The following is a 22,059-nucleotide window of genomic DNA, read 5'->3' on the forward strand; positions in this document are numbered from 1 at the left end:
ATGAAGCCATACAGATCCATCTCGAATGCAATCCGATTCGTTGTTACCTTCGCCCTGCTGGCGTGGGGTGGCGCGACCGCCGCCACTGGTCTGGGAGTGACCCCGATCCGGATTCATCTCAGCGAGGCGACGCCGACGGCGGCCCTGACCCTGGAGAACAACGGCAGCAATACCACGGTGGTGCAACTGCAGTTGATGAAGTGGGACGCCGCCGGCGCGGATGATCACTACCGGCCCACCTACGAGATTGTGGCGACACCACCCATCGCCACCCTGCAGCCGGGGCAGACCCAGATCGTTCGCGTTGGACTAAGCCGTGATGTGGATGCGGGGAAGGAGCTGGCCTATCGCCTCTATATCGAGGAGGTTCCGGCGCCGCCGCAACAGCATCAGCAGGGATTGCAGGTCACGCTGCGTATCGGGGTGCCGATCTTCATCGCACCGAAAATAACCGCGCAGCCCGGCCTGGAGTGGCGTGCGGTGCGCAATGGCCCGGATAGCGTGGTGCTCCATGCTACAAACGTCGGCAATGCCCATCTGCGACTCATGGGCCTCAAACTGCGCTCGGAGGGCGCGGATCGCCTGCTGGCGGAACGGCAGGTGGTCGGCTATCTGTTAGCGGGGCAATCGCGGCAGTGGCTCATGCAGCTCAAGGGGGGATTGCCGAGCGGCCGATTGCGCCTGTCGGCGGCAACCGATCCGGGCGTGGCTGATGTCGATCTTGAGCTGGAAACGCCCTGATCTTGCGGGTCTGATCCTGTTGCTGCATGCGGTGGTCTCATTGGCGGGCGAAGTGCCGCAACCGGCGGGATTGAGCGTGCCGGCGACGCCGTCCCTCGCCGCGGGTGATCGGCGCCCCCTTCGCGAGATGTGGCTGGAGGTTCGGGTGAATGGTACGGCGATGGCGCGGCCGGCGCACATGGTCGAGTTGAGCGATGGTCGCCTGTTGGTGAACGCAGAGGACCTGATCCGCTGGCGTATCCGCCTGCCCGGGCTGGAGTCATTCTCCCTGCGGGGAAAGGAATATTTTCCGCTGAATGCGATTAATGGACTGGAGTACGAAGTGAACCAACGCACCCAGGTGTTGTTGATCGATAGCCCGCCGCAGGCCTTTGCGCCGACCCGGATCAGCGCGCGCCGCGTCACCTATTCGCCCCCGGCACCCGCCTCGGTCGGGGCCTTTCTGAACTACGATCTGCAGTACCAGCGGCAGGCGGATGCGCAACGAATCGACAGCCTGTTTGAACTCGTCCTGTTCAACAACCTGGGCTTCGGTACGGCGAGCTTCCTCGGCCAGAGCCTGCCGGAGCGCGAACGGTTCACCCGGCTGGATACCGCCTGGACCTATGACGAGCCCCTGGCGCTGCGCAGTTTTCGTCTCGGCGACAGCATTGGGCGCACGGGGACCTGGGGACGAGCGGTACGCTTCGGCGGGGTGCAATGGGGCACCGATTTCGCCACCCGGCCCGATGTCGTCTCGTTTCCGTTGCCGACAATCGCGGGCGAGGCGGTACTGCCTTCCACCCTCGATCTCCAGGTAAACAGCGCCCTGCGTCTCAGCCAGCGGGTCTCTCCCGGACCCTTCACGATTACCGAGGTGCCGGTGATTACCGGTGCAGGAGAGGTCCGGGTGCTGGTGCGCGATATCCTCGGGCGGGAGAATCTGATCTCGGTACCTTACTACGCCAGCTCGGACCTGTTGCAGACCGGACTCCACGACTACACCTATGAGGCCGGATTTCTACGTCGCCGGTTCGCCATCGAAAGCAATGACTACGGACACTTCTTCATCGCCGGCACCCACCGCCTGGGTCTCAATGACCGTCTCACGGGTGAACTGCGGGCGGAGTTGATGGCCGATCAGCAGACGGCCGGCGCCGCCGTCACCTACAACTGGCGGGATGTCGGCATCGTCAACGGGGCGGCGGCGTTGAGCCATGGCCCGAGCGGGCAGGGGGGATTGCTGTCCGTAGGCGTGGAGCGTCAGGGGCAGACCTTCGGTTTCAGTCTGCACACCCAGCTGGCCAGTGATCGCTTCACCCAACTCGGTGAATCGGAACGCTTTGTGGCGCCGCGACAGGTCACCCTGGCGCGCGCCAATCTGTCGACCGGCAGCCGCGGCTCGGCCTTCCTCAGCTATGTACACCAGGCCGGTCCCACCCAGCCGGATATCGACCTGGTCAGTGCCGGCTACAGCGTGAACCTGTTCGGTAACACCTTCCTTTCGCTGTTCGCCGTGCATCCACTGGATGATCGGCAGGCCACCAGCTTCGGTCTGAATCTCACCCATGCCTTCGGTTCGCGGACCACGGGGAGTGTCAACTGGAGCCGCCAGGACGGGCAATCGACGCCGTCAATCCAACTCCAGCAGAGCCTGCCGCACGGCGATGGGTTCGGTTATCGCCTGGCGTCAACCGGGGGGGCCTACCCGCGACAGTCGGCGGCGCTGCTGATGCAGAATGGCGTCGGCAGCTACAGCGTGGAGGCGAGCCGGGAGAACGACATGTCCGCCCAGCGTTTCAGTGCCGCCGGCGGTGTGGCGCTGCTCGGCGGGGGGCTGCACCTGTCACGACGGCTGGATGACAGCTTCGCCGTGGTTCAGGTGGGCGATTTTCCCAATGTGCCGGTCGCCGCGGACAACCAGGTGGTGGCGCACACCGACGCGAACGGCTCGGCCCTGGTGCCCGCGTTGCGTGCCTATCAGAAAAACAGCATCAGCATCCGCACGGATGCCCTGCCGCTGGATGCCGAGATCGGCGCCGTGCGCCTGTCAATCACGCCGCGCCGGCGCAGCGGCAGCCTGGTGGCGTTTCCGGTGCGCTCGGTGCGGGGTGCCCTGTTGAAGATATTCCTCGAGGATGGCACGCCGCTGCCGAGTGGCGCCGTGGTGACCGTCAACGGTCAGGAGGGGACGTTCCCGGTCGCGCGGCGCGGCGAGGCCTATGTCACGGGGCTGGCACGGGACAATGTGGTGCGGGCCTCATGGAAGGGGCGGCACTGCACCCTGCAGGTGGCGTTGCCAGCGAATCCAGGTCCCCTTCCGGTGCTGGGACCGTTCGTCTGTCACGGGGTGACCCCGTGAGACGGCGACGGACACGGGCCTGCTGCCTGGCCCTGCTGTGGCTGGGCGCCGCCGACAGCGCACTGGCGTTGACCTGCTCGGTATCGGCGATCGCCACCAGCTTCGGCACCTACAACCCCTTCAGCGCCGTGCCGCTCGACTCGGCAGGCAGCGTGACCGTGACCTGCGAGCAGCTGTTGATCAGCATCCTGGTGAACTACAGCATCCAGCTGAGCAGCGGGGCGAGCGGCGGCTACGCGCCACGGAGCCTGGCGGGACCGGGCTATCAGCTCGACTACAACCTCTACACCAACGCCGCCCGCAGCAGCGTCTGGGGAGACGGCAGCGGTGGCACCGCCGTGGTCAGCGACGGCTATCTGCTGGGGATAGTTTTTCCCGTCCAGCGCAGCTACACCGTCTATGGACGCATGCCCGCCGGCCAGAACGTGGCCCCCGGCAGTTATACCGACACCATCACCGTGACGATCGATTACTGATGATATGAAGCGCCAACAACCAAGCCGAATTGCCAGACATCTCTGTAGCGTACTGTTGCTGCTGCAGCTGCTGTCGGCGGCGGAGGGGCGGGCCGCGACGCCACAGGATCTGCCCGCATTGAGCCTGGAGGCGTTGATGGAGATGGACCTGCCGGCCGGGGGGCCGTCGGCGCGTTTCCAGGTGTCGGCAACGGCGGTCGACTCCTGCGATGTGACCGCGACCGATCTCGCGTTCGGCACCTACGACCCGCTCAACCCGACGCCCACCGACGCCGATTCGGTGGTGACCGTCACCTGCACGGTGGATACCGGTTATGTCATCGGCCTGGATGCCGGGGTCGGCAACGGGGCCAGCACCGACACGCGCAAGCTGAGCCAAGGCGACCAGGTCATCGACTACTCGCTCTACCGCGATAGCGGGCGCATGCTGGTCTGGGGAAACACCGGTGAGGCCGACACCGCCGCCGGTATCGGTACCGGCGCGCCGGTCGAAACCCCGGTCTATGGCCGCATCCCTCCACGACAGACGGTAAAGCGGGGTGTCTATATCGACACCGTGACCGTCTCGGTCATGTTCTGAGGGGCGCGCCGATGAATGCACAAACCCTTCAATCCATGCCCGGCGAGCCACTGATCACGCTTGCCCGTATGTGCCGGCCCGGCCGTAAAGGTCTGGTCTGCGGCATGCGTCTGCTGGCGCTGCTGTTGACCTTTTTCATGGCCGGTAGCGCGCCCGCCATCTACGCCGAGAATGAGTCGATCACCGAGTATCACATCAAGGCGGCGTTCCTCTACAACTTCGCCAAGTTCGTGGAGTGGCCCGCGACGGCTTTCGCCAATGACGCCGCGCCCTTCAATCTCTGCGTCATCGGTATCGAGCCGTTTATCAGCGTGCGTGAAACCCTGATGGGCAAGACCATAAAGGGCCGCTCGGTGGAGGTCAGGCGGGTGGACAGCGCCACCACCGCCGGGCAGTGCCAGATGCTGTTTGTCAGTGCGGCCGACAGCACCGCGGTGGAGGCGGTGCCCGCCGAAGTGCTGGGGCATGCGCTGACGGTTGGCGAGACGAACGACTTCATCAGCAGAGGTGGGATCATCAACCTGAAAACAGTCGAGAACAAGGTGCGATTCGAGATCGATCGCGCCAGCGGCGAGCAGTTCGGTTTCAAATTCAGTTCGCAGCTGCTGAAGCTGGCGATACTGGTCGACAGACAGCACTGAAGGTGCCATACGATGCGGTCCATTCGTGATATTTCGATTCGCAGTAAATTGATCGTCATCATCATGGCGACCTGCAGCATTGTCCTGCTGCTGGGCGGGTTTGCCCTCACCGCCCGTTACGCGGCGACGGAACAGCAGAAGACAGCCAATCGGATGAGTGTGCTGGCCCAGGTGGTCGGCGCCAACAGCACCGCCGCGCTCACCTTCAATGACCCGCTGTCGGCGCGCGATACCCTCTCTGCCCTAGTGGCGGAACCCAGTATCATCGAGGCACGCATCTATGCATCGGACGGTACGTTGTTTGCCCGCTTCACCGCACCCGGCGCGGTTGCCCCCATCCCCGGCGAGGGCAACGGCAACGCGTCCAGTGGTGGCCTGCTGTTCGGCGGCGACGCCCTCATGGTCACCAGTCCGATCATCCTTGACGGCGAGATCATCGGCAAGGTGGTGCTCGATACCGACCTGCGCCCGTTGCGCATGGGGCTTATGCGCGACATCGGCATGCTGACGCTGATTATCCTTGCGGCCGGCCTGGCGGCCCTGCCGCTGTCATCGAAACTGCAGAGGATCGTCTCGGAACCGATCGTCCGTCTCGCCCGGACCATGCGCCAGGTCTCCCAGGTCAAGGACTATAGTCTGCGCGCGGAGAAGCATGGCGATGACGAGGTGGGCACCCTGATCGACGGTTTCAACGCGATGCTGGAGCAGATCAGCGTCCGCGACGAGCAACTGCACATCGCGGCGAATGCGCTGGAAAATACCGGCGATGCGATTGCCATCACCGATGCACGGCTGAAGATCGTCTCGGTCAACAAGGCGTTCATCTCCATGACCGGATTTAGCCCCGCGGAAGTGTCGGGCCGGCGGCCGTTGATGCTGCGTTCCGAGCGGCACGCCCCCGCCTTCTACAGGGAGGTGCGGCGTCGGGTGGACGCCTCGGGGCAGTGGCATGGCGAGATGTGGGGACGGCGCAAGAATGGCGAAGTGTTTCCCCAGTGGCTCACCATCAGCCGGATTCTCGATCCGGCGGGGCGGGTCACCCACTATGTCTTTGTCAGCAACGACATCTCCCAGCACAAGCGTTACGAGGAGCGCCTGGAGTATCTGGCCCACCATGACGCCCTCACCCAGCTGCCCAATCGCGTCCTGTTCGAACTGGAACTAAGCAAGGCGCTGATGCGAGCCAAACGCCGTGGCGACAAGGTCGGGATGATGTTCATCGATCTGGATAATTTCAAGGTCATCAACGATACACTCGGGCACGCGGTTGGGGACGAACTGCTGCAGACCGTGGCGGTGCGCCTGCAGGGGTGCCTGCGGGAGTGTGACGTGGTGGCCCGCCAGGGCGGAGACGAGTTCACGGTCATGCTGGACGGTGTGAGCGACGCGCGGGATGCGGCCACGGTGGCGGATAAGTTCATCGACCTGTTGTCCCGGCCCTTCACCCTGGCCGGACGGGAATACCAGGTCTCCGCGAGCATCGGCATCGCCTGTTATCCGCAGGACGGGCAGGATGTTTCGCTATTAATGAGAAGTGCCGACACGGCGATGTACCAGGCCAAGGAGTTGGGACGCAACCGCTACCGGTTCTACGCGGCCGGCGACAACCTGCGCCTGGTCCCAGTCACGGATCCCGACCAACACTCTGCTTCCGGTCCCTGATGGGAAACGAATCCTGGAGCACCCATCCTACTCGCTCATACTATGCTAGCGATCAAAGCCTGCAGCGCCGCGGCACCTGTTGGCGTTAGCAGCCATACGAATGCACCACAGTTCAGAAATACCGTTACCCAAAACATAGAGCGGAAAGATTGTTTCTTCGATTTGTGACGTAACTTTTGTTGGGCGACAATCGCTCCTGGCCAGCCCCCTGCCAGGGATAGCAGATGTAGCGTGCTTTCCGGCGTTCGCCACGATCCATTCTTTGCTGCCGACTTGTCTATTGCATACATAATGAACGTGAGCAGGCTGGCTGCCATATAAGTAGCGAGAATCAAAGGCGGTATTTTTGATGCGACTACTGTAACGCCGACAATGACAACAAAGAAGGCGGCTCCAATGAGTGACAGTGAACCATTCATCTGGTTTTTTTCTTGTGGAAGCCTGTCGCCAGCTAATGTGGCCTTGGCCGCGCATGGTCGACCTTGTTTGTCGCTAGACAAGGTGTAGGTTACTACCTCATTGACCTCTGGACGTCGATTGCGGTTGCTGAAGGCTTTGATATGAACGAAGACCTGTTTTCCGCCAGCGATAGGGGTGATAAATCCAAAACCCTTCTCCTCATTCCAGAATGTTATCTTTCCTTTAGTACGCATATTGGTTGCCTTTTTTGACTAACGCCAGCGCTACCCGGCTGCCAAATAAGCGCAGTGACCGAGTTGGTCAGCGCGCGTAGAAACTATGGGGTGATGGATTACGTCGTTCCTCCTTCATCCTTCCTCGCTAAATGATCCACCAGGTCACCAGGCTGATCAGGCAGGCCAGTACCAGGTTCAGCACCAGGCCGATGCGCATCATCTGCACTTGGGGGATATAGCCCGAGCCGAACACGATGGCGTTGGGCGGTGTGGCCACCGGCAGCATGAAGGCGCAGGAGGCGGCGATGGCGATCACCACCGCCATGACGCTGGCGGAGAGTCCCATGGCCTCGGCGATAGAGGCGAAGATGGGCACCATCAGGGCGCTGCTGGCGGTGTTGCTGGCCACCTCGGTGAGCATCACCATGAACAGGACAATGGCCAGCAGCAGCAGGAGCAGGGGCGCGCCCTGCAGCAGGCCGGCGGCCCCCTCCGCCAGAAACACGCTGGTGCCGGTCTCCTTGAGCAGGGCGGAGAGGGTGAGGCCGCCGCCAAACAGCAGCAGCACGCCCCAGTTGGCCGAGTTCTCGATATCCCGCCACTCCACCAGCCGCAGGGCGGCGATCAGGACGATGGCCAGGATCGCCACCAACGAGTCGAAATCCGCGTCAATTCCGAGAAACCGCGCAATCGGCCGGCTCAGCAGCCAGAGCAGCACGGTGAGCAGAAATACCCCCAGGGTGAGGCGCTGTGGCCGTGTCAGGGGCGCAGTGGTTGATTCCGCCGGGGCGGCTTGCAGATGATGGTTCAGATCGGGGCGGAACACCAGCCACAACAGCAGCCACATCAACGGCAACAGGCCGATCACGATCGGCAGGCCGAAACCGAGCCATTCGGCAAAACTGATACCGGCCGCGGCCGCGGCGATCGCATTGGGCGGACTCCCCACCAGGGTGCCGATACCGCCGATATTGGCCGAGTAGGCGACACCCAGCAGCACATACCAGTAGGTCGAGCGATGGTCTTCATACGCCAGGCAGGCCAGCAGGCCCAGTGCCAGCGGCAGCATCATCGCCGTGGTGGCGGTGTTGGAGATCCACATGGAGACGAAGGCGGTGGTGGCGAACAGCAGCAGCGCGGCGATCGACAGTCGTCCCCGTGCGGTACGCAACACCAGTGCCGCGAGCCGGATATCCAGTTGCTGCCGGTGCAGTGCCGCCGCCAGGGCGAAGCCGCCGAGGAACAGGAAGATGATGGGGTGGGCAAAGTTTTTCAGCGCCTCGCCGGTGGTGAAGACGCCGCTGGCCACCGCCAGCAGCGGTATCAGCAGGGCGGTGATGGTGATATGGAAGGTCTCGGTGACCCAGAGCAGGGCGATGAAGGCGAGGATGGAGAGGCCAATGCGCAGGGGCAGTGCCAAGTCGCTGCCCCAATAGAGGGCGAGGGCGATCCCCAATGCCCCTCCCAGCGTGATCCAGCGTCGATCCATCTCTCTCTCCGTTTTTGTGCTCTGTGCTATGGGACTATTGTGCCCGCTCCATCGGCGGTTTCTGGATCTTCCGAAGAATCTGTGGGTAGAGTTCACTGACCCCGTCAATCCGCGCTGATCTCGTCATTTCGTGCTCATCCCGTTATTTCGTGCTCAACCCGTTATTCCGCGCTCAACCCGTCATTCCGCGCTCAACCCGTCATTCTGGCGAATGCCGGAATCCAGATGCTCCCCACGATTGTTGACCGCCTCTCTTTCAGTAAAGAACCGTTCTCGTCAGATCAGCTCCAGATACAAATCCCGCCAGCGTGGGTTAAGGTCTTCAATCGTCTTTATCGTCCACCGGTGGCTAATAGATACATACAAGGTTGTAGCTCCATACCGCCGCCCTGGTATAGTCCCTGGATTCCGGCATTCGCCGGAATGACGGAACACGTCGGAATGACGGCACACGCCGGAATGACGGAACACGTCGGAATGACGGCACACGCCGGAATGACGGGATCAAAGGGATAAATGGGACTCCTTGTTACGCTATGCCACACCGCCCCCCGCCGACCGGATCTCGTGCTCGGCGATGGCGTTCATGAACGCATCGCCATAGCGCTCCAGCTTGGCCTGGCCGACACCGCTGATCTCCAGGAACTGGTCCGTCTCGGTCGGTTTGTCCCGGGCCATCAGCAGCAGCGAGTTGTCACCGAACACCACGTAGGGGGGTACGCCCGCGGCGTCGGCCAGCGACTTTCGTAGCTGGCGCAGACGCTCGAACAGGGCCTCGTCATAAGGCCCGATCTCGCCGGCCCCTTTCGGTGCCTTGGCCTTGCGTTTGGCCTTTTCGCGAATCCGCGGCAGCGCTAACTGCAACTGCTTTTCACCGCGTAACACCGGCCTGGCCTCAGGAGTCAGGCGCAGCACCGAGTAGTGCTCAATATCCTGCAACAGGTAGCCGTGGTGGATCAGTTGGCGGATCAGGCTGGACCACTCGATCTCACTCTTGTCGCCGCCGATGGCGTAGGTGCTGAGCCGGTCGTGGCCGAGGCGGCGGATACGTTCGTTGTCGGCGCCGCGCAGCACATCGATGACGTGGCGGATGCCGAACGCCTGGCCCACCCGGTAGACGCAGGAGAGCGCCTTGCGGGCGTCCTCGGTGGCGTCGAAGGTCTCGGGTGGATCGAGGCATAGGTCGCAGTTGCCGCAGCCGCCCTCGATCTGATCGCCGAAGTAGTTCAACAGCACCTGGCGGCGGCAGGTGACGCTCTCGGCCAGGGCGATCATGGTGTTCAGCTTGTGCAGCTCGATGCGCACCCGCTCCGGGTTGTCGCCGCTCTCCACCAGCTGGCGCACCAGCACGATGTCCTGGGTGCCGAACAGCAGCAGCGCCTCGGCCGGCAGGCCGTCACGTCCGGCGCGACCGGTCTCCTGGTAGTAGCTCTCGATATTTTTCGGCAGGTCGTAGTGCACCACGAAGCGTACATTGGGTTTGTCGATGCCCATACCGAAGGCGACGGTGGCGACGACGATATCGATCTCGTCGCGCAGGAACTGCTCCTGCACCCAGTGGCGCTGCTCGGAGGAGAGCCCGGCGTGGTAGGCGGCGGCACGGATGCCCTTCTCGTAGAGTTGCGCGGTGAGTCGCTCCACCCGCTTGCGGCTCAGGGCGTATATGATGCCGGCCTCCTGCCGGTGTCCGTCAAGAAACCGGGTCAGCTGACTGAACGGGTTGTGCTTCTCCAGCACCGAATAGCGGATGTTGGGACGGTCAAAGCCGGTGATGTGGCAGGCCGCCCGCTCCAGCTGCAGCACCCGCAGGATGTCCTTGCGGGTCTGTGGATCGGCGGTGGCGGTGAGGGCAATCCGCGGGATCCCGGGAAACAGGGTCTCCAGCTGGCCCAGCTGGGCGTACTCGGGGCGGAAGTCGTGCCCCCACTGGGAGACGCAGTGCGCCTCGTCGATGGCGATCAGCGCGATATCGATCTGGCCCAGCCGTTCGAGGAAATCTTCCCGCATAAGCCGCTCGGGGGCGATGTAGAGCAGCTCCAGCTCCTGGCTGTGCAGCTGCGCCAGCACCTGGCGGGCATCCTCGGCAGACAGCGAGGAGTTGTAAAACGCCGCCTTCACTCCATTGGCGCGTAGCGCATCGACCTGATCCTTCATCAGCGAGATCAACGGTGAGATGACGATGCCGACCCCGGGGCGCAGCAGCGAGGGGAGCTGGTAGCAGAGGGATTTGCCGCCACCGGTGGGCATCAGCACGAAGGCCGACTCGCCGGCGATGAGCTGTTCGATGATCTGGCGCTGGTGCGGGCGGAAGCGGGAATAACCGAAGACACGGCTGAGGGTCTGGTCCAGCCGGTCGGCCGTGGGTGGGTTCGGGTTCATCGGGGCATTCTAATGGGTATGCGGGGTTGCCACAAATGCGGGTAGGCCGCCTGCCTGCCCCGGCCGGATGCCACCCGGGACCTTGGGCAACCACGGGGGGTTGCCCCTACGGGATCGACATCGGCGATGTACCGGGTGGATGGGCCTCTTGCTGTCGTAGGGGCAGGCCCCCGTGCCTGCCCTGATCGGTATCCGCACGGTTGTCCGGGCAACCACGGGGGGTTGCCCCTACGGGATCGACATCGGCGATGTACCGGGTAGATGGGCCTCTTGCCGTCGTAGGGGCAGGCCCCTGTGCCTGCCCGGGTCGGTATCCGCACAGTTGTCCGGGCAACCACAGGGGGTTGCCCCTACGGTGTGGGAGCTGATCGATGGAGGGTTAGGCCTTGTCCTCGCCCCGCGGATTGATCCCGGGCGCCACCGAGCGCAGGTGCAGATCCCGCTGCGGGAACGGAATCTCGATGCCGCCCTTGGCCAGCGCCTTGTTCAGGGCCATGTGCAGGTCGTGGATCAGCGGCATGCGTTTGAGGTTGTCGCTGACGAAGACACGGATATCGAAATCCAGGGAGCTGTCGCCGAAGCCGGTGAAGAAGATGGTGGCGCGCGGCTCCTTCAGCACGTCGGGGTGCCGATCCACCACCTCGGTCATGATGCGCAGCGCCTGGTCGGTGTCGGAACCGTAGGCGATACCCACCTTGATGACGATACGGGTGATCGGGTCCGACAGGGTCCAGTTGATCAGCGGGTCGGTGATGAAGTTCTTGTTCGGCACCACCAGCTCCTTGTTGTCCCAATCGGTGATGGTGGTGGCGCGGATGCGGATGCGCGAGACGGTACCGCTGATATCGCCGATGGTGACCGTGTCGCCGATGCGGATGGGCCGCTCGAACAGGATCAGGATGCCGGAGAAGAAGTTGGCGAAGATCTCCTTCAGCCCGAACCCGAGACCGACGCCCATGGCGGCCACCAGCCACTGTACGTCGCTCCACTGCAGGCCGATTAGATTCAGTACCAGCAGGGCACCGCCGCCGTAGATGGCGTAGCGGCTCATGCTGGAGACGGCATAGCGGTTGCCAAGATCCAGGTTCATCGGCTGCAGCAGGGCGATCTCCAGCAGGCCGGGCAGGTTGCGGCCGGCGATCAGGGTCAGCATCAGCGCCACCAGGGCCAGCAGGCCGTCCCACAGGGAGATATTGGCGAGCTGGCCGCTGCCGCTCTCGAACTGCCACAGCACTACGGCATTCAGCCAGCTCAGGGCCGGCGTCAGCTGCTCCCAGATCAGGTAGAGCAGGGTGGCGAACACGAGACCCGAGCCGACGCGTAGCAGGCGGCGGGTCTGTTCATTGATGGTGGCCAGATTGATGGCCTCGAATTCCGCCAGTTCCGGCATGCCCTCGCCGGCGGCGTCGGCGGCCTCCTTGGCGATCTTGGCCTCCTGGGCCGCCTGTCGCCTGGCCTTGGCCCGGGCCAGCGCCAGGCGCCGCTCCGCCACCAGCAGCCAGCGCACGAACAGGTGGTAGACCAGGAAAATCAGCACACCGGAGATCAGCGAGATGAACACCATGCGCTCCAGGTTGAGGGCGCTGAAGTAGTAACCCTCGATGGCCAGCAGGGTCAGGCCCAGGTTGACGAGCATGGCGGCGGGATACCAGAGCCGGCTCAGATCACTCCGGTTGGCGTTTGCATCGACCGCCAGGAAACCGCTCCAGGGATTGAGCAGGCGGTGGAAAAACAGCGCGGTTACCAGCAACCCGGCGATGAACGCGAGCCGGCCCAGGGAGTTGGCGTAGGCCGCGTTCTCCACCCATTCGAACACCCCCACGGTGAAGGCCAGCGGTACCAGCGCCGCCACCAGCCAGTGCAAATGGTGGCGGAACAGCTTGCCGTTGGCCGGATCCCAGCGGAAGTGCACCTCCGCCAGGCCATTGGGGATAAACAGGTAGCGGACGATCTGGATGATGAAAAAGAACACCGCCACCCGGCGCAGGCCGATGGAGACCGCGACGATGAAGGAGTGGTCCGATCCGGTGGTCAGCCACCAGCCCAGCGCCGCCATCAGTAGCGGCCAGGGCAGCGCCAGCAGCAGGGTGATGAGGAACGCGTGCACCGTGTTCTTGAAGCTGTCCCGGGTGACGTTGCCGACCGCCGGGGCGATCTCGTCAAGTCGCCGGTACATCTTGCCCCGGTTGCGCAGCAGCAGGCCCAGTACGATCGCCAGCAGGATCACCCGGTAAGGGTAGCGCTCCAGGCCGGTCGCCAGGCCCTCGGCCGCGTTGGCCCAGTTGCCGGCGGAGAAGAACCAGCCCAGGGCCTCGATGGCCTGGGTGAAGGTGGCGCCTCCGATCCGCGTGGTTGAGGGTATCCAGAGCAGGTGCCGGTCCAGCAGATCGCTGTACTGCTTCACCCGGTCATAGAGCTGGAGCTGTTCGGCACTGAGATCGGCCAGTACTTTTTCATAGCGGCCATAGGCGGTCTTGACCTTGTCCAGCAGCAGCAGCCGGTTTTCCAGCAGCTGTTTCAGTTCATCGAGAATCCCGCTCCACTCCGCCTCGGACAGCTCCTCCGGCTGAATCGTACTCATCAGATTGTGGCCGAGCTCCGCCTGCAGTTGCTGGCGCTGGTCCTCGATGCGAAATGACTCCAGCCGTGCCGCGGCGATCTGGGCGCGGCGCATATCCACGCTCGTCTGCAGATCGGCCAGCCGGGGTAGCTCGCTGCGCTGTTTCTGCAGCACGCCGCCCGGCTGTTCATCCAGGCCGCCGATGGTGATCTGCTGCTGGACCCGTTCCTGGCTCTGGCGGATAGCCTCCTTGCGGGCCAGGGTCTTTTCCAGTTCCAGCGTGGTTGCTTCAGCCCGGGTGGCGAGCTGGGACAGCCTTTGGCTCAGCGCGGCATTTTGATCGGCATACTGCTGGATCAGCGGATGTTTGCCGGCCGCCTGCTGCTGTACGATTTCGGCCTGTTGCCGGGCCTGCTGCGCCTCCTCCACCTGCAACGAAGAGACCCGCTCCTGAAGCAGCTGGACCAGGGCATCGGTCTGTTTCAGCCGGGCCTGCCCCAGTTCAATCCGCAGCGCCAGCTGGTCCATGCGATGGGTGTGGCTGAGACGCTCCATCTGCAACCGGTTGATCTTGTTTTTCAGCATCAGCTGACTGGCCAGCAGTAGTTGTTTCCGGTGTGCTGAGAGTGTCCCCGTGGTATCGCTATTGAGACGGCTCTCAGTCTCCTCCAGTTGCCGCTTGGCGTCGGCCAGTTCCATTCCCGACTGTTCGGGGCGGACCCGCTGAACGGCACGCTGCTCTTCCAGGTCCTGCAGTTGTGACTGGGCCAGCTGGCGTTCCGACAGGGACTGGTTGTAGCGCCGGGTCAGTTCCTCAGCGGACATGCTGGCCACCATGGCGGGCTGGCTGCTCTGCTTGATGAAACGGCTGAGGGCGTCGCGCAGCTGATTGAGCTGCTGCTCGGCGTTGTCCACCGTCTGCTTGTAGAGTTCCGCCTGCTGCTGCTCCTTCTCCGCCTGTTGCAGCTGCTCCAGCGTCTGGCGGTAGTTCTCAAGTTCCTTGTTGTCGGCACCCTCCTGCCCGCTGGCCGCTTCCAGTTCGCCAATCCTGGCCTTGGTGCCCTCGATGCTCGGTGGCGTAATCCCCGCAGCGCTGGTTTGGCTCCGTTGCTCTGCCGCAATCACCGGTGTTGCCAGCATACCGCTGAGCAGGATAAACAGCAGGCTGCGGACGAGCGCCGAAGGGCAGCTAAGGGCTCGCGCAAAAATAAGTTTCGGTATTCGGTCGCAACTGGACCCCGCTGTCGGCGTTACGCTTTTTGCCAAGGGAACGGCCATTGCCTGCAAAGCGTGCCTTGCCAGCGTGGCCCAGTTACGCCCTCGGTACTGCGAAATTATTCTTGCGCGAGCCCTAAACAGGTTGGTCACGGATTTCCCCGGGGGTTGCTTTAAGTAAAGGCCATCAAGGCAGATACCGACCGAGAATGGCTCGGTTAGTTCAAAAATCCCACCCTGTCGATTTGCTGTCAACCGGGATGGTCGGGTTATGCTGGATCGACGCTACTGGAGGGGGCGAGGTCCGACGCCATTACGGATCATGTCCACCATCAGGTCCGCAATCTGGCGGCCACTTTTCCCACCCTCTCTATACCATAGGAAAATCCAATTCATGCCGCCGAGAAGAAAAAGTCGAAGCAGCGAGCGATCGACCTTTTCGGTGGTGGGCAGGGCATCTATGAGCTGACGGAAGATATCTTCATAGGCTTGTCGGTAGGGCTTGATTTTTTCCTGCAAGGCAAGGTTGTCTGACAGGGCCAGGTTGTGACCGGTTATACGATGGATGGGTGAACTATCGACAATACCATGTACATGTTCTTGACAGGCCAGCTTGAGCTTTTCCCAGGGGTCACTACCCGCTTCAACGGCCATCTTGATGCGTGCCATCTGGGAAACAAAACCTTCACGCAGCACCGCCAGGTAGAGCTCTTCCTTTGAGGGGAAATGGTGGTAAACCGATCCTGGCAGTAGGCCGACCCCCGCGGCAATATCCCGGATTGACGTTCGGTCATAGCCGGAAACCGAAAACAGCTCCGCCGCGGCGTTGATAATCATCTGTCGGCGCTCCAATGGCTCTTCCGTGATCTCCGTATCGTTATCAGTGGAGCTACCCTGGCGTGTCAGATGCGCCGTCAAGTTACCGCGTTCCAAAAGTCGCTGCTGGCTTTCGGTGAGCGAATCTACGCCATCGGGGGATTGCTGCGCCAGCGCACGCAAGCGTTTGATGGCGGTTTCCAGATCATGTTTTTTCCAGATATAGCGTACTCCGGATGGGGAAATACTGAACCCCTCGGCACGTAGCTTGGCGGCAACGGCGGCCTGGCCCAACTCAGGGTGCTCTTGTGCAAACGCCAGGATTCTGTGTTCCAGTTCAGCGCCGTCACTGGCGTTGTTTGTTGTTGCGGGGTTGTTCATCCGTATCGTCAGCTGTCTCGTCGGTGGTTTTGGATGCATCAGGGAGAGTGATCTGGAGGTCAGGGTCCGGGGCCCCCGGTTGTCCATTCCAGCAGTGCGCCAGTCACACTGGATGCTCCATTAAATCTACGGCAAAACCAGTATGGGTGGCTAAGATTCAATCGCTTGGCATTGAATTAGCACAAGATTTCATCCACGGCAGAATGTACCTGTGATCTGTCCGAAATTCCAGTCCTGAAATATTTTCCTTTCGCTTGGATGCTCTGGTGAAGGCCAAGAGCGCTGTAATTACAAAATAGCAGAAAAGAGCTTAGTTGACCAATCGTTTGACAGGGTAGTTAGTGCGTGATAGCTTGCAATGAACGCGCACGACATTTCGCCTGTGGGCGACAGAAAAATAACAGCGCCAACCGGCATGTCCCTGGTGCAAGTCGGCAGTAAAGGGGAATCAATTTTTTAGAGTTCAAAGGCGCCTTGGCGGTGCCTGGTCACTGTTACGTCAGATTATTTCGCCGCGTTCCGTCGCCCGATCGGTCAGGCGTCGAAAGCGGTGAGCCAGATGGGGAGCGTCCGGCCAGAGGCGTCGAACGCCGGCGTTCCGCATGAAGGTTTCGCTCGCTGAACACAGCGACGCGATGCCGGCCTGACCGTCGGAGGCCCACGTTCGGGGCCGAAGAGGCACTTTCGACACACCAAATGAGGAGATAACAGATGAAACCAATAACCCAACGAGGGGCAGAGCGCGGCATGCCGAAGCGCGCGATGGCAGCGGTACGGGTGCCGTCGATCACGGCCCTCTCGGCGGCCGTGGCCTTCGTGCTGGCCGCGCCGGCGCATGCCGCGACCGAACTCGACATGCTCAAGCAGGATCTGGCGCAGCAACGACAAATGCTCGAAAAGCAGCAGCAGGTGATCGAGCGGCTCGAGGAAAAACTCTCCAGGCAGGCCGCCGCTCCGGTGTCCGCCGGCCCGGCCGCCAGGGCCGCCGAGGAGAAGCCGTTGGTGACCATCTACGGCATCCTGGACGGCGGCGTCGAGCACATCACCAACATCGGTGCCGACGGCGAGAGCCTCACCCGCGTGCCGCCGATCACCGCCACCCTGCCTTCGCGCATCGGCTTCCGCCTGCACAAGGAGGTCCGCCCAGGCCTGGCGGCGATCGGCGTGCTCGAGGCCGGTTTCAACCTCGACGACGGCAACCAGCTGCAGGCCGGACGCATCTTCGGCCGCCAGCTGTACGCCGGCCTGGAGACTCCCTACGGCAGCTTCACCGTCGGCCGCCAGTGGTCGATGCTGACCGCGGCGATGATGGGCTCGGACCAGCTGGGGCCGAACATCTACGGCATGGGCTCGCTGGACTCCTACCTGCCCAACTCGCGCTACGACAACTCGCTGGCCTGGAAGCACAAGATCGGTGGCGTGTCGATGGGCTTGTCCTACTCCTTCGGCCACGACACCAGCGGCGGAACGCCGGCCTCGGGCACCTGCGCGGGCGAGCAGAACAGCATCGCCGACACCCAGGAGTGCCGGGCCTGGTCGGCGATGGCACGCTACGACGGGGCGAACTTCGGGGTGGCAGGTGGCATTGATCAGATCAGTGGCGGCACCGGGGCGAGCGCCTTCTTTTTCAATGGTGCGGCGCCGTTCGCCTTCTCCAATTCGAACGATGAGGACTTGCGCACCACGCTGGGTGGCTACGTGAAGCTCGGTAAGGCCAAGCTGGGCGTTGGCTGGCTCGGCCGCAAGGTCGATACCACTGCAGTGAGTGTGGAATCGGACGCCTACTACCTGAGTGCCAGCTATCAGCTCACGCCGGTGATCAGGTTCGACGGCGGCATCCACCACATTATCAACGACGACCAGGATCGCGACGCCACGCTCTCGGTGGTGCGTGGCTTCTATACCATCGACAAGGGCCTGGACGCCTATGCCCAGGTTGGTCACATCGACAACAGCGACAATGCCAGCTATCAGCTGTCCGGGGCCGGGGGAGGCACCGCGCCGGCCGCCGGCGGGAGCCAGAACGGTTACATGCTCGGCCTGCGCTACATCTACTGATTGCGGCCTGCCGCCGGCAGCCCAAGGGACGGTCGCGCTCGCGTGGCCGTCCCGCCGAACCTGATGGGAATTCGCCCCCAGAAGCATGCTTTTCTTCCTCGTTTGCTGAGTTTGAGAGTATAAATAAATTAATTGAACAAGCGTTTGACAGGGTAGTTAGTGCGTGGTAATTTACACTGGACGCGCATGACATTTCGCTCGCAGGCGATAGAAAAATAACTGCGCCAACCGGCATACCGCGGCTGTATGTCCGCAACAGAGGAGGAGTCAAATTGAGCATTCAACGGCGTCTTGGCAGTGCCTGGTCATGTGGCATATGGGTGACTAAACATTGTCTGGCCATTGGGCCATTGCGCGTCTTGGATAGCTGACGGGCCGGGTTCAATGGATTTTCAGATCGCTCTGTTTCTTGTTCAGGACGGCGCCACCAATGGCGCTATCTACGCCATGCTGGCACTGGCGCTGGTGTTGGTTTTTTCGGTCACCCGGGTAATCTTTATTCCACAAGGCGAGTTTGTCGCCTATGGTGCGCTCACCCTGGCATCGCTGCAGAGTGGTCAGATTCCGGGGACGCTCTGGTTGCTGGTTGTGGTCAGCACGATAGCGGTTCTGGCCGAGTTATGGCGCTGCTGGCGCAACGGTTTACCCATCGGACTGCATGGCTTCGGATGGCTGGTGGGTTATCCGTTGATCCTGGCCTTGTTGTTGTGGTATCTCCCGCTGGCCAGCCTTCCGGCATTCGTTCAGGTGCTTGTTGCCCTGGCGGTCGTGGTACCCCTCGGTCCCCTTATGTATCGCCTGGTCTATCAGCCCATTGCCGAGGCCTCCGTGCTGATTCTGCTGATTGTTTCGGTGGCGATACACGTTGTGCTTGTCGGTCTTGGACTGCTGTTCTTTGGCGCCGAAGGGTTGCGCACCGCACCCTTTACCGATGCCAGTTTTGAGATGGGGCCGTTGCTGATAAACGGCCAGCAGGTTTGGGTGATCCTGGTGTCGATCGGACTGATCGTGGGATTATGGCGATTTTTCTCCCGTACCCTCTATGGTAAGGCGTTGCGTGCCACCGCCATGAATCGTACAGGCGCACGGCTGATGGGATTCTCACCGGTATTCGCCGGTAAACTTACATTCCTGCTGGCGGCGTTTATCGGTACTTTGTCTGGTGTGCTGATCGCGCCGATTACCACCATCTACTACGACACCGGCTTCTTGATCGGCCTCAAGGGCTTTGTCGCCGCGATCGTGGGCGGCCTGATCAGCTTTCCGATTGCCGCGGCCGGCGCGGTGCTGGTTGGGTTGCTCGAGTCTTTTGCCTCTTTCTACGCCAGTGCCTACAAGGAAGTGATTGTTTTCACCCTGATCATTCCGGTGCTGTTATGGCGCTCCCTCACCAGCCACCATATCGAGGAGGAGTGAACGCCATGAGCCCCCGCTTCTCTGCTGTACATCTGCTGGTTGTCTTTGTCGTGATCGTTGCTGCTGCACCGTTGTTGCTGTCATCGTTCTATGTCACCTTGCTCAATTACATTGGCCTGTATGCGCTGGTGTCCCTTGGCCTGGTTCTGCTAACCGGTGTGGGTGGGTTGACCTCCTTTGGACAGGCGGCATTCGTGGGATTGGGTGCCTACACCACCGCAGCACTCACGGGTGCCACCGTTCTGCCAAACTGGCTGGCCTGGATGGGTGGGTCACCCTGGTTGGGGCTGGTGGCCGGGCTGTTACTCACCCTGGTGGTGGCCGTGATCCTGGGATCACTCACCTTGCGCCTGTCCGGTCACTATCTGCCCCTGGGTACCATCGCTTGGGGCATCAGCCTCTATTTTCTCTTCGGTACCATGGACACCCTGGGCGGACATACCGGCCTGACCGGTATTCCGCCCATTACGATCTTTGGCTGGGTCCTGGATGAGGGGGGAGAGATCTTTTATCTGATCTGGCTGTTTCTGTTCGCGGGGATGCTCACAACCAGAAACCTGCTCGATTCCCGCGAAGGGCGAGCCATTCGCGCGCTTAATGGCGGCATGGTCATGGCCGAAGCCATGGGGGTGAATACCGCCCGATCACGTATGGTGATTTTTGTTATAGCGGCACTGCATGCGGCGGCTTCCGGATGGCTCTACGCACATATGCAGCGGTTTGTTAATCCCACGCCTTTCGGACTGCAAGTCGGTATCGAATACCTGTTCATGGCGGTGGTGGGAGGCGCGGGCCAGGTATGGGGTGCCCTGGTGGGGGCGAGTGTCATCACTATCTTGAAGGAGTGGCTACAGGATCTGTTGCCGCTGGTGCTGGGAGCGATAGGCAACTTTGAAGTCATCTTTTTTGGCCTGCTGATGGTACTGATCCTGCATCGTGCCCGTGAAGGCTTGTGGCCACACCTGACACGATTGGCGCCGCAGCGCGCGACAGCGCGACCTATTGCGACCACGGCGGAGCCGCTACAGCGCCAGGTCCCGCCGCCAGCCGGAGAAGTTATCCTGGAGGCACGAAACGTCACACGCAAATTTGGCGGCCTGGTTGCCAACGACAATATGAGCCTGGACGTTCGCGCCGGCGAAATACTGGCGCTGATCGGTCCCAATGGTGCCGGCAAAAGCACCATGTTCAATCAGATTTCAGGCGTGGATACACCCACCTCGGGCGAGGTGTTGTTCCGCGGTAAGTCGATTGCCGGTCATGCATCGCGAGAGATTGCCCGACTGGGAATGAGTCGTACCTTCCAACACGCAAGGCTGCTTCCCACCATGACTGTTCTGGATAATGTGGCCATTGGTGCCCACCTGCGCGGTCGTAGCGGTGTATTGCCCAGTGCCTGGCGTATGGATCGGGCGGAGGAGGATCGCCTGATGGCGGAAGCCGCACGTCAGATAGAGCGGGTAGGCCTGGCTGATCAGATGTTTAACGAAGCCGGCAACCTGGCACTGGGGCAACAGCGCATTCTTGAAATCGCCCGCTCGCTGGCATCCGATCCCTGTCTGTTGCTCCTGGATGAACCGGCCGCCGGTCTTCGTTGGGGTGAAAAACAGGCCCTGGCCGAGCTGCTATGCAAGCTGCGCGGCGAAGGCATGGCCATTTTGCTCGTAGAGCATGACATGGATTTCGTGATGGGGCTGGTGGACAGGATCGTGGTCATGGATTTCGGCCGGAAGATTGCCGAAGGGCTCCCAGATGAGGTGCAGCGACATCCCGCCGTACTTGAAGCCTACCTTGGGGATGTGGAATGAACAGTCAGGTCGGTCCCATACTCGAAGTGCGCGATCTGTCTGTCGCCTACGGCAAGGTGGAAGCACTCGGTAGCGTCAGTATCTGTGTCGGCAAGGGGCAGATAGTCACGGTAATAGGGCCAAACGGTGCAGGCAAAACCACACTGCTTTCCGCGCTGATTGGATTACTCGGCTCTCGCGGGGAGGTGTATTTCGACAGCCATCTGGAAAAGACCCCGGATGTGGAACGTATGGTGGCCAACGGCATGGTACTGGTGCCGGAGAAGCGTGAGCTGTTTGGCGGGATGAGCGTACAGGATAACCTCCAGCTGGGCGCTTTTCATCGCTATCGCCGGGGTGAACGCCACTTGCAACGCGCCATGGATGAAGTCTATGACATTTTTCCCCGGCTTAAGGAGCGCCGTCGACAGTTGGCAGCGACTCTCTCCGGTGGTGAGCGCCAGATGTTGGCCGTGGGTCGAGCACTGATGGCTGGCCCAAAACTGTTGATGCTGGACGAGCCAAGCCTGGGCCTGGCCCCCATGATCACGCGAGAGATCTTCTGCATCATAGGTAGGCTTCGCGAATCCGGGGTCTCGATCCTGTTGGTGGAACAGAATGCCCGTGCCGCACTGGCCGTGGCCGACTACGGTTATGTGTTGGAAACGGGGGAAGTGGCAATGCAGGGTGAGGCGAGCCAGCTGCGCGATGACCCGCGTGTCATTGAGACTTACCTTGGTCTCGGTAAAAAACATCAGGACAGGTTGGCAGCGTGCTGAGACAGCCGCTGTATTCCCCGTTCTGTGTGGCGGATAGAAATGGATAAGAAGAGAGGCAGAAAGCCTTCAGTGGAACTCAGTGCCGGTGTGCCAGGTGTCCGCC

General features: G+C 61.8%; 15 protein-coding genes. 10 read left to right on the forward strand and 5 right to left on the reverse strand.

Annotated features, from left to right (window positions below; translation table 11 throughout):
- Genes O9K64_RS09390 through O9K64_RS09415 form a run of 6 tightly spaced genes read left to right on the forward strand, consistent with a single transcriptional unit; the run spans position 1 to position 6,441 of the window.
- On the forward strand, positions 1-741 hold the full coding sequence (locus O9K64_RS09390; protein WP_275097801.1) for a molecular chaperone: 741 nt from the start codon (positions 1-3) through the stop codon (positions 739-741).
- A complete protein-coding gene (locus tag O9K64_RS09395; RefSeq protein WP_275097802.1) occupies positions 713-3,082 on the forward strand; it encodes a fimbria/pilus outer membrane usher protein in 2,370 nt (789 codons plus the stop codon). Before O9K64_RS09390 ends, O9K64_RS09395 begins: the two co-directional genes overlap by 29 nt.
- Complete coding sequence (locus tag O9K64_RS09400) at positions 3,079-3,558, forward strand: spore coat U domain-containing protein (protein WP_275097804.1); 480 nt, start codon at positions 3,079-3,081, stop codon at positions 3,556-3,558. The genes O9K64_RS09395 and O9K64_RS09400 overlap by 4 nt, the downstream gene beginning before the upstream one ends.
- Before the next feature lie 4 nt (positions 3,559-3,562).
- Positions 3,563-4,138 carry a spore coat U domain-containing protein gene (locus O9K64_RS09405; RefSeq protein ID WP_275097805.1) on the forward strand — a complete coding sequence of 192 codons (576 nt, stop codon included), beginning with the start codon at positions 3,563-3,565 and terminating at the stop codon, positions 4,136-4,138.
- Positions 4,139-4,149: 11 nt separating this feature from the next.
- Positions 4,150-4,779: a YfiR family protein gene (locus O9K64_RS09410; protein WP_275097806.1), complete on the forward strand. Its 630-nt coding sequence runs from the start codon at positions 4,150-4,152 to the stop codon at positions 4,777-4,779.
- Between the two features lie 12 nt (positions 4,780-4,791).
- Positions 4,792-6,441 carry a diguanylate cyclase domain-containing protein gene (locus tag O9K64_RS09415; protein WP_275097807.1) on the forward strand — a complete coding sequence of 550 codons (1,650 nt, stop codon included), beginning with the start codon at positions 4,792-4,794 and terminating at the stop codon, positions 6,439-6,441.
- 35 nt (positions 6,442-6,476) lie between these two features.
- On the opposite strand, the gene O9K64_RS09420 is transcribed toward O9K64_RS09415, so the two are convergent.
- The 5 genes from O9K64_RS09420 to O9K64_RS09440 form a co-directional block, all read right to left on the reverse strand.
- The gene (locus O9K64_RS09420; protein WP_275097808.1) at positions 6,477-7,094 is read right to left on the reverse strand and encodes a cold shock and DUF1294 domain-containing protein; all 618 of its coding nucleotides are present in this window, start codon (positions 7,092-7,094) and stop codon (positions 6,477-6,479) included.
- Between the two features lie 127 nt (positions 7,095-7,221).
- Positions 7,222-8,565, reverse strand: a complete 1,344-nt coding sequence (locus O9K64_RS09425; protein WP_335342262.1) for a DASS family sodium-coupled anion symporter — start codon at positions 8,563-8,565, stop codon at positions 7,222-7,224.
- Positions 8,566-9,099: 534 nt separating this feature from the next.
- On the reverse strand, positions 9,100-10,944 hold the full coding sequence (gene recQ, locus O9K64_RS09430; RefSeq protein ID WP_275097809.1) for a DNA helicase RecQ: 1,845 nt from the start codon (positions 10,942-10,944) through the stop codon (positions 9,100-9,102).
- A gap of 379 nt (positions 10,945-11,323) precedes the next feature.
- Entirely contained in the window at positions 11,324-14,644 is a 3,321-nt protein-coding gene (locus O9K64_RS09435; protein WP_275097810.1) for a mechanosensitive ion channel domain-containing protein, read from the reverse strand.
- 360 nt (positions 14,645-15,004) lie between these two features.
- Entirely contained in the window at positions 15,005-15,916 is a 912-nt protein-coding gene (locus O9K64_RS09440; protein WP_275097811.1) for a TetR/AcrR family transcriptional regulator, read from the reverse strand.
- 711 nt (positions 15,917-16,627) lie between these two features.
- On the opposite strand from O9K64_RS09440, the gene O9K64_RS09445 reads away from it, so the two are divergent.
- The 4 genes from O9K64_RS09445 to O9K64_RS09460 all read left to right on the forward strand — a co-directional run bounded on the left by O9K64_RS09445 (position 16,628) and on the right by O9K64_RS09460 (position 21,956).
- Positions 16,628-17,974 (forward strand): porin, encoded by a 1,347-nt coding sequence (locus tag O9K64_RS09445; protein WP_275097812.1) that lies wholly within the window; start codon positions 16,628-16,630, stop codon positions 17,972-17,974.
- Positions 17,975-18,358: 384 nt separating this feature from the next.
- Positions 18,359-19,390, forward strand: coding sequence for a branched-chain amino acid ABC transporter permease (locus O9K64_RS09450; protein WP_275097813.1), 1,032 nt, complete (start codon positions 18,359-18,361; stop codon positions 19,388-19,390).
- 5 nt (positions 19,391-19,395) lie between these two features.
- A complete protein-coding gene (locus O9K64_RS09455) occupies positions 19,396-21,198 on the forward strand; it encodes a branched-chain amino acid ABC transporter ATP-binding protein/permease (RefSeq protein WP_275097814.1) in 1,803 nt (600 codons plus the stop codon).
- Positions 21,195-21,956 carry an ABC transporter ATP-binding protein gene (locus O9K64_RS09460; protein WP_275097815.1) on the forward strand — a complete coding sequence of 254 codons (762 nt, stop codon included), beginning with the start codon at positions 21,195-21,197 and terminating at the stop codon, positions 21,954-21,956. Before O9K64_RS09455 ends, O9K64_RS09460 begins: the two co-directional genes overlap by 4 nt.
- Positions 21,957-22,059 lie beyond the last annotated feature (103 nt).

It is taken from the genome of Sedimenticola hydrogenitrophicus (assembly GCF_029017505.1).
Lineage (GTDB): Bacteria > Pseudomonadota > Gammaproteobacteria > Chromatiales > Chromatiaceae > Sedimenticola > Sedimenticola hydrogenitrophicus_A.